A 14,414-nucleotide genomic window follows, 5' to 3' on the forward strand; every position below is an offset into this window, starting at 1 on the left:
ATTTAACGTCTTTCCCGTTTCTTTATTGCTCTCTTTTTTTCTTCGTTGGTCCTGGACTTTTCAAAGTCCTCGTAGGCCTTTACAATCTGCTGAACAAGAGGATGACGAACAACGTCTCTACTTGTAAGATTGCAAAATGCTATATCATCGATTTTCTTAAGGACTGCCGAAGCAATATCAAGACCTGACTTTGTATCAGCAGGTAAATCCTTCTGGGAGGAATCACCGGTTATGATAACCTTTGAACCAAAGCCAATTCTTGTAAGGAACATCTTCATCTGAGCAGGAGTTGTATTCTGGGCCTCATCAAGAATGATAAAGGCATTATCCAGAGTCCTTCCTCTCATATATGCAAGAGGCGCAACCTCAATAAGTCCCTTCTCCATATTCTTAACAAAATTATCAGCGCCCATTATCTGGTAAAGAGCGTCGTATAAAGGTCTAAGATACGGATCAACCTTACTCTGTAAGTCTCCTGGTAAAAAGCCAAGCTTTTCTCCTGCTTCAATCGCAGGTCTTGTGAGGATAATCCTCTCAACCTCACCCTTCTGAAAAGCAGTGATGGCCATTGCCATACCAAGATAGGTCTTACCAGTTCCGGCAGGACCAAGTCCGAACACTATCATCTTATTACGAATGGCATCAACATATTTCTTCTGTCCGAGAGTCTTGGGCTTAATGGGCTTTCCATTGACAGTGTGACATATTACATCGCCTTCTATCTCAGTAAGCACATGTCCTGCAGCCTTCTCCTCATCCTCGGAAGGGTCATTCTTAAGAGCTATGGCATAGTTAACGCTCTGCTCCTCAATCTCCGATCCCGTCACTGACAGTCCTGCAAGCTCACTTATGATGTCATAGGCTTTATTAACGCTTTCGCCTGTACCTATAATGTGAAGCTCGCCGCTTCTGTCAATTATTTCAACCTTAAGGTTATCCTCGATCTTGCGGATGTACTTATCGTGCTGACCGAAGATGCTCTGCATCTCTTCTATTCCAAGATGCATGGTTTTCTCAGTAATATTACTCATTTATGATATGGTTCTCCATTTATTATTCTGTAAGCTCTGTAAATCTGTTCAAGCAGAATTACTCTCATCATCTGATGAGGAAATGTCATGTCGGAAAAGCTAAGCTTCCTGTCACACGTCTTTAATACCTCATCAGAAAGTCCAAGGGAACCTCCTATTACGAACTGCATTCTGCTGCATCCCTGAACGCTCTCATTTTGAATCACACCAGCAAAGCCTGTTGATGAAAAGCGTTTACCGTCTATAGCCAAAGCAAATTTCAAGGCCTTGGGATCCAGATATTTTAAAAGCTTCTGGCCTTCCTTATCCTTGATCTGCTTCTCAACGGACCAAGGAGCATTGTCAGGAGTTTTCTCATCCTGAACCTCTATTATCTCCAGCTTACAGTATCTTGAAAGTCTCTTGGAATATTCTGAAATTGCATCATTCCAATATTTCTCTTTTATTTTACCAACACAGAGAATATCAATAGCAATCAATTTTCATCTCCAAATACTTTTGTATAAAAACCGTCAATAAAGGAATCTATAAGCTCCTCATCAACGTTCATAAACTGTTTTTCAATTCTTTTCTTTATGTACTCTGTACGCTTGAAGTAAAGATCCTCTTTATCTGTGAGCTTCTCGTATACTTCATCGTCATCATACATATGCTCGTCAATTACTTCAGCCTTGAGCTCTTCTTCACACCACCCGGTGATCTTATCAAGAACCGTATCCTCCTCGGCTGCTTTACCTTTGAATATCTTATAGCTTCTTACAGCTAAAATCCCCATAACGAAAAACAACACAAACAGAGCTCCCATAACTCCGCATGTGAGGTATTTATTAAACATAGGCATGTTTAGTGGATTTTTAATTAGAAAAAAGATATCCCCAATGAGACCCAGAGTCCCGACAGTAATCAGCATAATTCCTGAAGACTGATTGTCCTCGGCTTTTTGCGCACTGCTTTGATATACCATATACTTCCCCCAGTATTACCCTCATCCGGCAGCAAAGCTGCCGACTTCCCCCAGAGGGGGAAGTCTTTAGTTGGCACAAAGTGCCGGATAATGGTTATTTTTTATTTATTACTTAAATATTCATCAATACCCTGTGCTGCAGCCTTACCTGCACCCATTGCAAGAATAACTGTTGCAGCGCCTGTAACGGCATCTCCTCCGGCAAATACGCCATCCTTTGAAGTCTGTCCGTTTGCTTCATCAGCAACGATACATCTTCTCTTATTTACATCAAGACCCTCTGTGGTGCTTGAAATAAGCGGGTTAGGGCTTGTTCCGAGTGACATGATAACTGCATCGCACTCGATCTCAAACTCAGAACCGGGAACCTCAACAGGGCTTCTTCTGCCACTCTCATCGGGCTCACCAAGCTCCATTCTGATGCACTTGCAGCCTCTTACCCATCCGTCCTCATTCTCAAGAACTTCTACAGGGTTGCAAAGAAGGTCAAAAATGATGCCTTCCTGCTTAGCATGCTCAACTTCCTCTTTTCTTGCAGGAAGCTCTTCCTCACTACGTCTGTATACGATGTGAACCTCTGCACCGAGACGAAGAGCTGTTCTTGCAGCGTCCATAGCAACGTTACCACCGCCGACAACTACGCACTTCTTTGGTCTCATGATAGGTGTTGTGCTGTCCTCAGAGAAAGCCTTCATAAGATTGCTTCTTGTAAGGAACTCGTTAGCTGAGAATACACCGAGAGCCTGCTCACCGGGAATATTCATGAATCTGGGAAGACCTGCGCCTGAACCGATAAATACAGCCTCAAAGCCTTCGTCCTTCATAAGAGAGTCGATAGTAACTGACTTTCCGATTACTACGTCCTTCTCGATCTTAACGCCAAGTGACTCAACGTTCTCGATTTCCTTCTTAACAACAGCGTCCTTGGGAAGACGGAATTCAGGAATACCGTAAACAAGAACACCACCTGCCTCATGAAGAGCCTCGAAAATAGTTACGTCATAGCCCATTCTTGCAAGATCGCCTGCGCATGTAAGACCTGCAGGGCCTGAACCGATAATGGCAACCTTCTTGCCCTTCTTCTCCTTAGCGCCCTGGGGCTTAATGCCTCTTTCTCTTGCTGCATCAGCAACAAATCTCTCAAGCTTACCGATTGCAACTGCTTCGCCCTTGATACCGCGTACACATTTACCCTCACACTGACTCTCTTGAGGGCAAACACGTCCACAAACTGCAGGAAGTGCGCTGGACTCACTTATTGTCTGATAAGCCTGCTCAACATTGCCTTCCTTAAGCTCCTGGATAAATTTAGGAATATTAATAGATACGGGACATCCCTGAACACACTGAGGATTAGGGCAGTTAAGGCATCTTGTAGCCTCATCTACAGCTTCCTGTTCGTTGTATCCCAAGCATACTTCTTCAAAATTGGTAGCGCGAACCTTCGCATCCTGCTCGCGAACCGGAACTCTTGTCCAAACGTCTTGTGCCATTTTTATCTCCAATCTTTAATTACAGTTTCCACATCCGCCATGGTGGGTATCGCCTTCCTGCTCTTTAAGTGCAAGACGTCCCTCCTCAGTCTGATAAAGTCTCATACGCTTCATAGCCTGGTCAAAATCAACCTCGTGTCCGTCGAACTCAGGTCCGTCAACACAGGCAAACTTAACCTTTCCACCTACTGTAAGACGGCATGCACCGCACATACCAGTACCGTCAACCATGATAGTATTCATGCTGACTATAGTGGGAATACCAAGCTCTTTTGTAAGCTTGCAGACAAACTTCATCATGATCATGGGTCCGATAGCTACACAGTGATCATAGCGCTTTCCTTCATCGTAAAGGTCCTGAAGGCACTTTGTAACCATACCCTCTCTGCCGTATGATCCGTCATCTGTTGTAACATAGAGATTACAAACTGTCTTGAATCTCTCTTCGAGAATTACAAGATCCTTGTTTTTGGCACCAATGATAACATCACAATCAACACCGTGCTCCTTGAGCCATTTAGCCTGAGGATATACGGGTGCTGTACCTACGCCACCGGCGATAAATACAATCTTCTTTTTCTTGAGTTCTTCAATATCCTCACTGCAAAGATCTGAAGCATTACCAAGGGGTCCTACAACATCTGCAAGAGAGTCCCCTGCCTTCTTTCGGCAGATCTTGCGTGATTCAGCACCAAGTGCCTGAACAACGAGCTCAACAGTACCTTTTTCTCTGTCATAGTCGCAGATAGTAAGCGGAATACGCTCTCCATCCTCTTCAGCACGAACAATAAGAAATTGTCCGGGCAAACATGTGCCGGCTACGCGGGGAGCTTCTACGATAAGCTGATGAATATTCGCAGCTAGCTCATTAGCCTCTAAAATTTTGAACATTGCTCTCCTCCTGAATCTTTAAATTCTCTAAAATCATTATGATAAAAATAATAATAGATACATAAATCATTTTCAAGCTTTGATATGGTAAAGTGTTAAAGAATTTTTATCTGTTTGAAATAGTGATAAGAGTATAGTTACCACTTGAGTCATAACCAAGTCGGTTTACTTTACCATCATGCTTGTTTACGGCATACAAAAGACCTGTGTCACTTGTATGGCCATCATTAAATACGTGGGTCTCGGTAAACATGTAATAGTCTCCGGAGCCAGCTATCTCAATATCACCACTGTAAACATAATCGTAGTGACCCTCTTCACCTCTTACTGATCCGCTCATATCAAGCAGGATATCAAGCTTATACAGTATCTTTATTATGCTTTCCCTTGCCTGATCTACGGAAACCATGGTGGTATATGACAGGTGATAATTCTTCTCTACAACTTCACTGTAGTTACCCTCATCATCCACGGTTACGAACTTAAAGGTCGTTGTACCTACAGGCATTGAAATCGGTGCCGTATACTCAGTGGAGCTCTCAGTAGGAGTACTTCCGTCTGTTGTATAGAAAATTCTGCAGCCCGGATCACACACAGCAACTATCATTGTAGCTGAAGTATATTCACCGCTTTCCTCCATGACTGTAGGCTCTGCAGGACCAAAGTTCTCAAGATGGAAAGTGGCTGTTGATACATCACTTTTAATACCATACCTGTTAACAATAGCAGTTTTAATTACGTAATTGCCTTCCTCTTCAAGGACAAGCTCGTTTTCATATAAAATGCTTGTCTCATCAGGCTCTGCGCCATTAACGGTATAATATATATTTCCATCCGTTGAATCGGTTATTCTAACATTGACAGGTTCCTCATAGGTACCCTCTTCAGGATAAATCTTGGGAGCTTCAGGCAAATACTTACGGTATTTTTCCTTTGCTACAGTAAGATCAGAATTTATCAGAAGCTCATGTATATCCGCATAAGCTCCGGCCTGCTCATAAGAAGCAATTATCTGATCCATTGCAGCTAGAGCTGTATCATCACCGTAAATAGAGGAATCGGACAGCTCATGAATGGTATTTATGGCTGCATCCTTTTCTCCGGCTTCCATCTGATATTCATACTTCATAAATACCAGTTCCGCTCTCTTTTCTGTCTCTTCAGCAGGAAGAGTTGAAAGCGCACTGTCTATGGCAGTTATAGCCTGATCAAGCTTTCCTTCTACGTAATATTTTTCAGCCTGCTCTTCATAGTTTCCAGGGCTCTTTTGTCCATCAAACATGAACATGAGCACAATAATGAAAGCAATGATTATTCCAACTGCAGTAATAGCAGGAACAACAAAGGGCTTAAGCTCATTCTTGTTGGCCTTTGATCCGGGAAGTCGTTTTGTATAAAAAACACTTTCGTCCTTCAGATCATCTGCAACACCGGAAAGAGATTCATTTATTCTGTTTTCAATTAAAGGATCAAATTCCGGAACAAAGTTTATTTCTTTGCCACAGACCTCACAGTAAAGATGCCCTTCCGGAATTTCTGCTCCACAATTAGGACATTTCATAAATATTATTCTCCGGCTTTACGAAGTGCTGATTCAAGGCAATTGCTCATAAGCATTGCAATTGTCATGGGACCTACGCCACCAGGAACAGGAGTAATAGCCGTACACTTTGGAGCGACGTTGTCATAATCCACATCACCGCAAAGCTTACCTGTCTCGGCATTTCTGTTAATACCTACATCTATGATAACAGCGCCGTCCTTTACATAGTCCTCTGTTATCATCTTAGGCTTACCTATAGCTGCTATAAGTATATCAGCTCTCTTGCAGACTGCCTTAAGATCAGCAGTTCTTGAATGAGCAATTGTAACTGTGGCATTTTCTCTAAGCATGAGAAGTGCCATAGGCTTACCTACAATATTACTTCTTCCGACAATAACACATTCCTTACCGGAAATATCGATGTCAGACCTCTTAAGAAGCTGAATTATTCCGGCAGGTGTACAGGAAACGAATCCCTTTTCGCCGATGCAAAGTGCACCAACATTCATAGGATGGAAGCCATCCACATCCTTTTCAGGAGAAATAGCATCTATTACAGTTTTCTCGTCAATCTGCTTGGGAACAGGCATCTGAACGAGAATTCCATGAACGCTGTCATCCTTGTTGAGTTTGTCTATGAGCTCAAGCAGCTCTTCCTGAGTTGTCTCCTCCGGAAGCTCATAGGATAAGGATTTAAAGCCAACGTACTCGCAAGCCTTCTTCTTGTTTCTTACATATACCTGTGATGCAGGGTCAGCACCTACAAGAATAACTGCAAGGCATACCTCTATTCCGGTCTTCGCCTTGAGCTCGGCGGTCTTTGCCTTAACCTCGTCCTTAACCTGCTGTGAAATAGTCTTGCCGTCGATAATTTTCATAATATTTTAACTCCCGTCTTAAAATAAATCAGAACAATCCTACAATATTTCCGTTGTCATCTACATCAATGTCGAAGGCAGCAGGCTTCTTAGGAAGTCCCGGCATTGTCATTATATTGCCTGTAAGGGCAACAATAAATCCGGCACCTGCTGAAACATATACATCTCTTACATTAATATTAAATCCTGACGGTCTTCCAAGAAGCGTAGGATCATCTGAAAGTGAATACTGTGTTTTAGCCATGCAGACAGGGAGCTTACCATATCCCATATCCTCTATCTTCTTAAGCTGCTTCTTTGCTGCAGGTGCATAGGTAACACCATTAGCGCCGTAAATCTTCTTAGCAACAGCTTCGATCTTCTCCTCGGGAGAAATGTCATCTGCATAGATAGGTGCATAGTTTGAAGGCTTAGTCTCAAGAGTATTGATAACAGCCTTTGCAAGAGCTTCGCCGCCTTTTCCGCCGTGCTCCCATACTTCTGATATTGCAAAATCGCAGCCTCTCTTCTCGCAGAAATCCTTTACAAAAGCGATCTCTGCCTCTGTATCTGTAAGGAAGCTGTTAAGTGTAACAACAACCGGTACGCCGTACTGCTGGAGGTTTTCAATGTGCTTCTCAAGATTAGTGATTCCCTTCTTCAGCGCATCAAGGTTCTCCTCTGAAAGCTGATCCTTGGGAACAAGTCCGTTATACTTAAGTGCTCTGATAGTTGCAACAAGTACAACTGCATCAGGCTTAAGACCATGCATTCTGCACTTGATATCAAGGAATTTCTCAGCACCAAGGTCAGCACCGAAGCCTGCCTCTGTGATAGTGATATCTGCCATATGAAGAGCTGCATTCGTAGCTCTTATGGAGTTACAGCCATGAGCGATATTAGCAAAAGGACCACCATGCACAAGTACAGGTGTGTGCTCAAGAGTCTGTACAAGGTTAGGCTTCATTGCATCCTTAAGAAGTGCCGCCATAGCACCTACTGCCTTAAGATCACCTGCCGTAACAGGCTCACCCTGGTAGTTATATGCAACAACTATTCTTGAAAGCCTTTCCTTTAAGTCCTTCATGTCCTTAGCAAGACAGAGAATAGCCATAACCTCTGTTGCAACGGTTATTACGAAATGATCCTCTCTTACTACACCGTCCATCTTGTTCCCAAGACCTACAACGATGTTCCTAAGAACTCTGTCGTTCATATCCTCGCAGCGCTTAAAGATTATCTGTCTTGTATCGATTCCAAGCTCGTTACCCTGCTGAATATGGTTATCCAGAAGCGCAGCAAGAAGGTTATTAGCTGAAGTTATGGCATGAAAATCACCTGTAAAGTGAAGGTTCATATCGTCCATAGGTACAACCTGTGCGTATCCGCCGCCGGCTGCGCCACCCTTAATTCCAAAGCAGGGTCCAAGTGAAGGCTCACGAAGTGCGATCACTGTCTTCTTACCAAGAAGCGAAAGTGCATCACCAAGTCCTACACTTGTAGTTGTTTTGCCTTCTCCGGCAGGAGTAGGATTAATAGCAGTAACCAGAACAAGCTTGCCTATCTTGTTACCGGCTATTTTCTGCAGGTATTCCTCTGACAATTTTGCCTTATGCTTACCGTAGAGCTCTAAGTCATCCTCGGTTATGCCGATGCTCTCAGCAACCTTCTTGATCGGCCAGAGCTCGGCCTCTCTTGCGATTTCAATATCTGATTTTACTGCCATAATAAACTCCTCCTAAATTATTAAAAAAATACAACCTCGCTAGGTGTCTACTTTTCACGAAGCATTATCTATCATATTTTCAAATTCTTCTTTTGTCATAAGAATTTTTCTTGGCTTTGTTCCTTCCTCAGGGCCGACAACGCCGGCATCACTGAGCTGATCCATGATTCTCGCTGCTCTGTTAAAGCCAATCTTATAAAGTCTCTGCAGCATTCCTATGGATGCCTTTTCCTTTTCTATAATAGCAGCTCCGGCCTGTGCAAACAGAGGATCCACATCAGATCCGCCATCGGACACATCTCCTGCAGCTACATTAGCTGCTGATTTTGAAGATACTTCCATGTTGGAAATCTCTTCTGATACATTGTCGCCGTAGTTAGTCTCAACGCCCTGATTCTTAACAAAATCAGTAACTGCCTGAACCTCATCATCAGATACAAAGCAGCCCTGAACTCTGGCTGGTTTGTTGTAGCCTCTCGGGAAGAAAAGCATATCTCCCTTTCCGATAAGCTTCTCAGCGCCGTAGCTGTCAAGGATTGTTCTTGAATCAACACCACTTGAAACTGCAAACGCTATACGGCTGGGAATATTGGCCTTAATAAGACCTGTAATAACATCAACCGAAGGTCTCTGAGTTGCAATAATAAGGTAGATACCGGCAGCTCTTGCAAGCTGTGTAAGTCTTACTATTGAATCCTCAACCTCATTCTTAAACTGCATCATAAGATCTGCAAGCTCGTCTACGATAACAACTATCTCAGGCATCTTCTGCATGGACTCATCATCAGAGTGCTCACACATAGTATTATAGCCCTTAAGATCTCTAACCTTTGCATTTGCAAACTTCTTATATCTTGTTGTCATCTCTGCAACAGCCCAGTTAAGCGCTGCGGCAGCCTTCTTAGGATCTGTTACAACTGGAATAAGAAGGTGAGGTATTCCGTTGTATACAGAAAGCTCAACTATCTTAGGGTCGATCATGATAAGGCGTACATCCTCAGGGGAAGCCTTATAAATGATACTCATAATAATCGTATTGATACATACCGATTTACCAGAACCGGTAGCACCTGCAATAAGAAGGTGAGGCATCTTTGCGATATCAGTCACAACGAGCTTACCTGCTATATCCTTACCGATAGCAACCGAAAGCTTTGATTTTGACTTCTGGAACTCCTCACTCTCAATAAGATCCCTTAAAGCAACCATGGAGTTTTCTTTGTTGGGAACCTCGATTCCTACAGCGGATTTTCCGGGAATAGGAGCTTCTATTCTTATATCAGTAGCTGCAAGGTGCATCTTGATATCATCAGCAAGATCAACTATCTTCCTAACCTTGACACCGGCTTCAGGCTGAAGCTCGTATCTTGTTACGGAAGGCCCCTGGCTGATATCTGTAACAGTAGCATTTACATGGAACATGGAAAGAGTATCCTGCAGAGTCATGGCAGTCTCTTTTAAGTGTTTTGCTGAATCCCCCTTGCCCTTTGTTCCTTTTTTAAGAAGCTTAAATGGTGGGAATTCATATTCCATAACAGGTCGCTTCATGATCTCCTTTTGCTGTTCCTGTCTCTTTACAGCCTCCTCTTTATTCCTGGTGCTTGTAATATAGTCTGTGCTGTGAACAGCATATTCTCCGTTATAATCAGGAGCGAGAGTCTCTGAATGGATCGGTATGTTGTCCATTTCATCCTTCTTCTCCTCACGAAGCTTTGCAACAGGTCTGTAATTCTTAACCGCTGTCAGAGCTTCCAGAGCTGCACTCTCATCATAATCGTCCTCAGCCTCTTTAGGTTCAGCTGCCACATCGGCGATATCTATAGTGTGATGGTCGTCTGTAGCAACCTCCTTCGGCGGAGTCTTCATAACGAACTGTCCGTCAGGCTGCTCCCTTGTAGACAGGCTCGGATTGAATCTGATCTCATGAATGTCATCATGAATCTCCTCTTCGGGAATGAAAACATTCTGAACTACAGGCTCTTCGTCTTCTTCAGCATCATCAAGACCGTGAATGTTAAACTCCTGAACCTTAGTCTCCTTAGCCTCTTTGGCTATTTCATCCTCGTAGTCTTCATCCTCCTCGGAATCAAGAAGAGTATTCATACTTACGCCTGATACCTTCTTATCCATACGAAGAATCTTGGCATCCTCTTTCTGTTCAAGAAGTAGCTGCTCTTCCTCTTCCATCTGTAGACGTCTCTCCTCGCGGAGTCTCGCACGCTCATCCCAACGGTCTCTGTAATCAAGAGCCTCCTGTCTGGTTCTCTCTATGACATGCTTTCCGCCCTTTTTAACGCTGTTCAGCATGGTCTTTTGTGTAAACAGGGAAACTCCGATAAAGCCTGCAACCAACATGACAATTATCGTTCCTGCAAGTGATAGATTGTGATAAACAAGATAAGCAATGCTTCCGCCTATAAATCCGCCGCCATTTTGTTCCTTAAGGGCAGACTCATAGATATTTGCTGCGCTGTAGGCTGTCATAGTCTGAATCCTGCCGCAGATAAGCTCGAAAAACATGCCAAATACCAATATGATAAGCAGTCCTGAGAATATCTTCCTCAGAGCTGCCGGACTAGGTCCGTTAGACAATAAAAGAGCGCCTATTCCAAAACCAACAATAGGCATAATATAAGCAGTAAGGCCGAAAATCCCGAACATAATACCGCTGATAGCATTTCCGAAACTACCGCATATTCCAAAATTGCACAAAAATAAAAAGACCGTTAAAGCTGCGAATACAATTAGCATTATCTCGCTCTTTACTGCGTAATCCAGTGGCTCATCATCGTATCTCGCCCTGGTTCTTGCATGCGCCTCTGTTGATCTTTTACTTTTAGCTTTACCTGTCTGTCTGCTCGCTGTGGAGCGTTTTCTTGAATTACTTGTAGCCATATTCACCCATTACTTTTTTCAAAACTTTTCCCCTGCATGCGCATAATAAAGGAATGCACATACACAAAACAGTATACCATTTTTACACTCTTTGTGCTATACTTAACACGCTCAGTGATAACGTATTTCTAATTTTGGAGGAAATTTACATATGGAATTCAGACAGGAACTTGAGACAGGATTACTCAAGCAGATCGGTAACGTTGAGAACACTCTTAAGATTAAGGAAGTAGCTTCAAAGTGCAGATTACTTAAAACCGAGAACGGTATTAAAGTAGAACTTTCTTATACAGGCCCTAATGCCAGCAAATATCTTCAGTATGTTGAGAAACATCGTGAGGAGCTTACTAATTATCTTCTTCACCCCGATGATGCTGATCTCTACGAGTGGATGGAGACAAGTCACCAGACTACCATCACTCTTAAGAAGCATGAGAAGGAAAAGCTCATCCTTTACGTTAACTTCGATCCCGATACCTTCAATCTCATTACAGGTATCGCAGATGAGAACGTAACAATGAAGCTTGGTACTCCTCTTATGAATATCTGCATTAAGGATATGTCAAGAAGTGCTTTCAAGCTTGCTATTTTCGAGATGCTTCTTCTTGCAGATGAGATTGCTCTTGCAATGGGTAATGAAGAGCTCAAGAAGATGGCTAATATCGAGATGGTTAAGACATACCTCTCAGAGATTTATGATAAGTTCCATGAAGGTTCTATCATCGAATAATCCGATAATCTATTTAGCAATTATTTAAATATAAAGACAGTTAAGACTTATGATCTTAACTGTCTTTTATTTTCTAAAAAAAATTCCTGTGCCGTTACGCACATCATGGTCTCATTGTAATATTCCTTAAGCATCGCATTAAATAAATGCTCATTTCTGTGATGGAATTTAAGGCCGCTTCTTTCTATAACATTTCTTGATCTTTCATTGCCATCAAAAAAGCCGCACCAGATTCTGCTAAGGCCGACCTCTACAAAGCTGTATCTTACAAGCTCTGTTAAAGCCTCCGTGGCGTACCCCTTTCCCCAGTAGTTTTTACCGAGCCAGTAGCCTATCTCAGCTTCATCTTCACGGTCTATTCCTCTTTTGGGTGAGCTCCCGATGCGAACTCCGATACTTCCAATGGGAGATTCCGGATCCTCCTTAAGGGTAATGGCATATTCTCCGTCATCCATTAAAAGTGTCCTTATTATCGCTCTCGAATAATCAGTATCCTTGTGAGGAAGCCAGCCTGCTCCTTTTCCTATATCAGGATCACAGGCAAGTCCATATAAAATTTCAGCGTCTTTCTCCTTCCATTTACGAAGGATAAGACGCTCAGTTTTTATAGTACCAACCAAAATCAGTTGTTCTCCTTTGCAACAAACAAAGTTCCTACATGCTTTTTATTGATAATGTCATATAGATAATCAGTGTTCTTACCATTGGTAATAAGGACATCGACGCCCTTGGAGGTAGCATACTCGGCTGCCTGAAGTTTTGTAATCATACCACCTGTTCCACGGTTAGAACCACTGCCCTCAGCAAGTGCATATATATCCTCATTGATTTCCTCGACGCGGCTTATAAGCTTAGCGTCAGGATTGGTTGAAGGATTTTTATCATAAAATCCCTCGATATCAGAGAGAATAATAAGCTTGCATGCGCCGCAGAATGCAGCAACAATAGCTGAAAGCATATCATTATCAGAGAAAAGCTTCTGATCAGATTCAATCTCCACATGGCTGACTGAGTCATTCTCATTGACAATGGGAATGATGTGGTTCTCAAGAAGAGCATCAAAAGTGTTCTGAAGATTCTCTTTTCTTGCGGGATTCTCAACATCATCATTATCAAGAAGAATCTGACCTACAAGTCTTCCATATTCGCCGAAAAGCTTATCATACAGATGCATAAGCTCGCACTGTCCTACTGAAGCAGCTGCCTGCTTAAGTCTTAAGCTCTTTGGCTTTTGCTGTAATCTCATCTTGTTAGCCCCGACGGCAATCGCGCCGGAACTAACAAGAACAACGTCATAACCTAAATTTTCAATTCCTGCAAGAGCTCTGCAAAGAAGGTCGATCTGGTGAATATTGATTCCACCGTTTTCATTTGTAATTGTAGATGTTCCTACCTTTACAACAATACGCTCTTTTCTGATTTCCTTTGGACTCATAAAATACCTTTGAAATTAGTTGTCTGCATCTACGATCTTGTTGAGGTAGTAATCAACAGAACCGGTGTTACCGTTCTTGTTGTACTTGTAGTTAACACGAATGATTGTTGTAGCATACATGCTGTTCTCAACAATATCGTGGCTGTCCTCATCAATAACCTGCTTCTGGGTGCTGAGAATAACCTTCTTGTTATTCTTAATCTGTGTCCAGTATAATACAGGCTCTGTCTTACCATTTGTTGTTACGTTCTTGTACTTGCCAACCTGGATAGACTCAAGTGAATAGTTGTTACCCATCTTAACCTTGATCTTACCCTTGCTAAGATCTGTAACGTAATTAGCAGTACCTAAGCCAGTCCTTGTAGATAATTCCTGGTTACCGAATGTAGCCTTCTCGATAGGTGATGTTGCATTGATGAATACTGAGTAAGGCTCACCGTTAACTGTGAATTTGAAGTTGAAGAGTCTCTTAGGTGTTTTGCTTGTGTAGAAAGAGAATCTGTAGATGATCTTATCTGTGTTATCATCGTACTCGATTCTTGAAAGCTTATACTTAAGTTTCTTAGCACACTTAATGTTCTTTACCTTAGCGTTCTGGTCGTTGATAGCAATTGAAAGAACATTCTTTGCATAAGTACCGGGTGTGATTGTTACCATCTTGTTGCCGGTTTCTTTGTAAACAAGCTTTCCTCTTTTGTTCAGCGCCTGTGTTGTCTCACTTATGTCTACCTTTACAGCTGCTCTGGCTGTAATGGAGCTTGTAGGTACAGCACATAAGATGAATGCAGCAGCGAGTGCTGAAGCGACTACCTTCTTCAAAATCTTAGTCCCCTTAGTTTTCATACTTTC

At 42.6% G+C, this 14,414-nt stretch carries 13 protein-coding genes; 1 reads left to right on the forward strand and 12 read right to left on the reverse strand.

The annotated features are described in order from the left end of the window. Positions 1–2: 2 nt before the first annotated feature. The 9 genes from G601_RS0115940 to G601_RS0115980 all read right to left on the reverse strand — a co-directional run bounded on the left by G601_RS0115940 (position 3) and on the right by G601_RS0115980 (position 11,400). Positions 3–1,031 (reverse strand): PhoH family protein, encoded by a 1,029-nt coding sequence (locus G601_RS0115940; protein WP_026665945.1) that lies wholly within the window; start codon positions 1,029–1,031, stop codon positions 3–5. Further along, positions 1,028–1,507 (reverse strand): 23S rRNA (pseudouridine(1915)-N(3))-methyltransferase RlmH, encoded by a 480-nt coding sequence (gene rlmH / locus G601_RS0115945; protein WP_026490747.1) that lies wholly within the window; start codon positions 1,505–1,507, stop codon positions 1,028–1,030. The genes G601_RS0115940 and rlmH overlap by 4 nt, the downstream gene beginning before the upstream one ends. Next, a complete protein-coding gene (locus G601_RS0115950; protein WP_026665946.1) occupies positions 1,507–1,995 on the reverse strand; it encodes a hypothetical protein in 489 nt (162 codons plus the stop codon). Before G601_RS0115950 ends, rlmH begins: the two co-directional genes overlap by 1 nt. Positions 1,996–2,096: 101 nt before the next feature. Then, positions 2,097–3,488: an NADPH-dependent glutamate synthase gene (gene gltA, locus G601_RS0115955; RefSeq protein WP_035785275.1), complete on the reverse strand. Its 1,392-nt coding sequence runs from the start codon at positions 3,486–3,488 to the stop codon at positions 2,097–2,099. A 15-nt stretch (positions 3,489–3,503) separates the two neighbouring features. Beyond that, positions 3,504–4,379 (reverse strand): sulfide/dihydroorotate dehydrogenase-like FAD/NAD-binding protein, encoded by an 876-nt coding sequence (locus G601_RS0115960; protein ID WP_026665947.1) that lies wholly within the window; start codon positions 4,377–4,379, stop codon positions 3,504–3,506. Between the two features lie 106 nt (positions 4,380–4,485). Continuing rightward, entirely contained in the window at positions 4,486–5,940 is a 1,455-nt protein-coding gene (locus G601_RS0115965) for a chitobiase/beta-hexosaminidase C-terminal domain-containing protein (protein WP_026665948.1), read from the reverse strand. A gap of 5 nt (positions 5,941–5,945) precedes the next feature. Continuing rightward, complete coding sequence (gene folD, locus G601_RS0115970; RefSeq protein WP_026665949.1) at positions 5,946–6,803, reverse strand: bifunctional methylenetetrahydrofolate dehydrogenase/methenyltetrahydrofolate cyclohydrolase FolD; 858 nt, start codon at positions 6,801–6,803, stop codon at positions 5,946–5,948. A 25-nt stretch (positions 6,804–6,828) separates the two neighbouring features. Next, a complete protein-coding gene (locus tag G601_RS0115975) occupies positions 6,829–8,505 on the reverse strand; it encodes a formate--tetrahydrofolate ligase (RefSeq protein ID WP_026490753.1) in 1,677 nt (558 codons plus the stop codon). A gap of 54 nt (positions 8,506–8,559) precedes the next feature. Then, entirely contained in the window at positions 8,560–11,400 is a 2,841-nt protein-coding gene (locus G601_RS0115980) for an FtsK/SpoIIIE family DNA translocase (RefSeq protein WP_026665950.1), read from the reverse strand. 151 nt (positions 11,401–11,551) lie between these two features. Between G601_RS0115980 and G601_RS0115985 the strand changes: the two genes are divergently transcribed. Further along, on the forward strand, positions 11,552–12,130 hold the full coding sequence (locus G601_RS0115985) for a hypothetical protein (protein ID WP_026490755.1): 579 nt from the start codon (positions 11,552–11,554) through the stop codon (positions 12,128–12,130). A gap of 47 nt (positions 12,131–12,177) precedes the next feature. Here G601_RS0115985 and G601_RS0115990 read toward each other — a convergent pair whose 3' ends face one another. Genes G601_RS0115990 through G601_RS0116000 form a run of 3 tightly spaced genes read right to left on the reverse strand, consistent with a single transcriptional unit; the run spans position 12,178 to position 14,408 of the window. Beyond that, positions 12,178–12,750 carry a GNAT family N-acetyltransferase gene (locus tag G601_RS0115990; RefSeq protein WP_051205940.1) on the reverse strand — a complete coding sequence of 191 codons (573 nt, stop codon included), beginning with the start codon at positions 12,748–12,750 and terminating at the stop codon, positions 12,178–12,180. Positions 12,751–12,752: 2 nt separating this feature from the next. Next, on the reverse strand, positions 12,753–13,565 hold the full coding sequence (proB, locus tag G601_RS0115995) for a glutamate 5-kinase (RefSeq protein WP_026490757.1): 813 nt from the start codon (positions 13,563–13,565) through the stop codon (positions 12,753–12,755). Positions 13,566–13,580: 15 nt separating this feature from the next. Further along, on the reverse strand, positions 13,581–14,408 hold the full coding sequence (locus G601_RS0116000; protein ID WP_026490758.1) for a hypothetical protein: 828 nt from the start codon (positions 14,406–14,408) through the stop codon (positions 13,581–13,583). Between the last annotated feature and the right edge of the window lie 6 nt (positions 14,409–14,414).

Source organism: Butyrivibrio sp. FC2001 (genome assembly GCF_000424125.1).
GTDB lineage: Bacteria > Bacillota > Clostridia > Lachnospirales > Lachnospiraceae > Butyrivibrio.

Bases quoted from the DNA above. Each gene is read 5' to 3' on its own strand.
- G601_RS0115940 (WP_026665945.1), bottom strand. From the start codon at position 1,031: ATGAGTAATATTACTGAGAAAACCATGCATCTTGGAATAGAAGAGATG.
- G601_RS0115950 (WP_026665946.1), bottom strand. From the start codon at position 1,995: ATGGTATATCAAAGCAGTGCGCAAAAAGCCGAGGACAATCAGTCTTCA.
- gltA (WP_035785275.1), bottom strand. From the start codon at position 3,488: ATGGCACAAGACGTTTGGACAAGAGTTCCGGTTCGCGAGCAGGATGCG.
- G601_RS0115960 (WP_026665947.1), bottom strand. From the start codon at position 4,379: ATGTTCAAAATTTTAGAGGCTAATGAGCTAGCTGCGAATATTCATCAG.
- G601_RS0115965 (WP_026665948.1), bottom strand. From the start codon at position 5,940: ATGAAATGTCCTAATTGTGGAGCAGAAATTCCGGAAGGGCATCTTTAC.
- G601_RS0115975 (WP_026490753.1), bottom strand. From the start codon at position 8,505: ATGGCAGTAAAATCAGATATTGAAATCGCAAGAGAGGCCGAGCTCTGG.
- G601_RS0115980 (WP_026665950.1), bottom strand. From the start codon at position 11,400: ATGGCTACAAGTAATTCAAGAAAACGCTCCACAGCGAGCAGACAGACA.
- G601_RS0115985 (WP_026490755.1), top strand. From the start codon at position 11,552: ATGGAATTCAGACAGGAACTTGAGACAGGATTACTCAAGCAGATCGGT.
- proB (WP_026490757.1), bottom strand. From the start codon at position 13,565: ATGAGTCCAAAGGAAATCAGAAAAGAGCGTATTGTTGTAAAGGTAGGA.
- G601_RS0116000 (WP_026490758.1), bottom strand. From the start codon at position 14,408: ATGAAAACTAAGGGGACTAAGATTTTGAAGAAGGTAGTCGCTTCAGCA.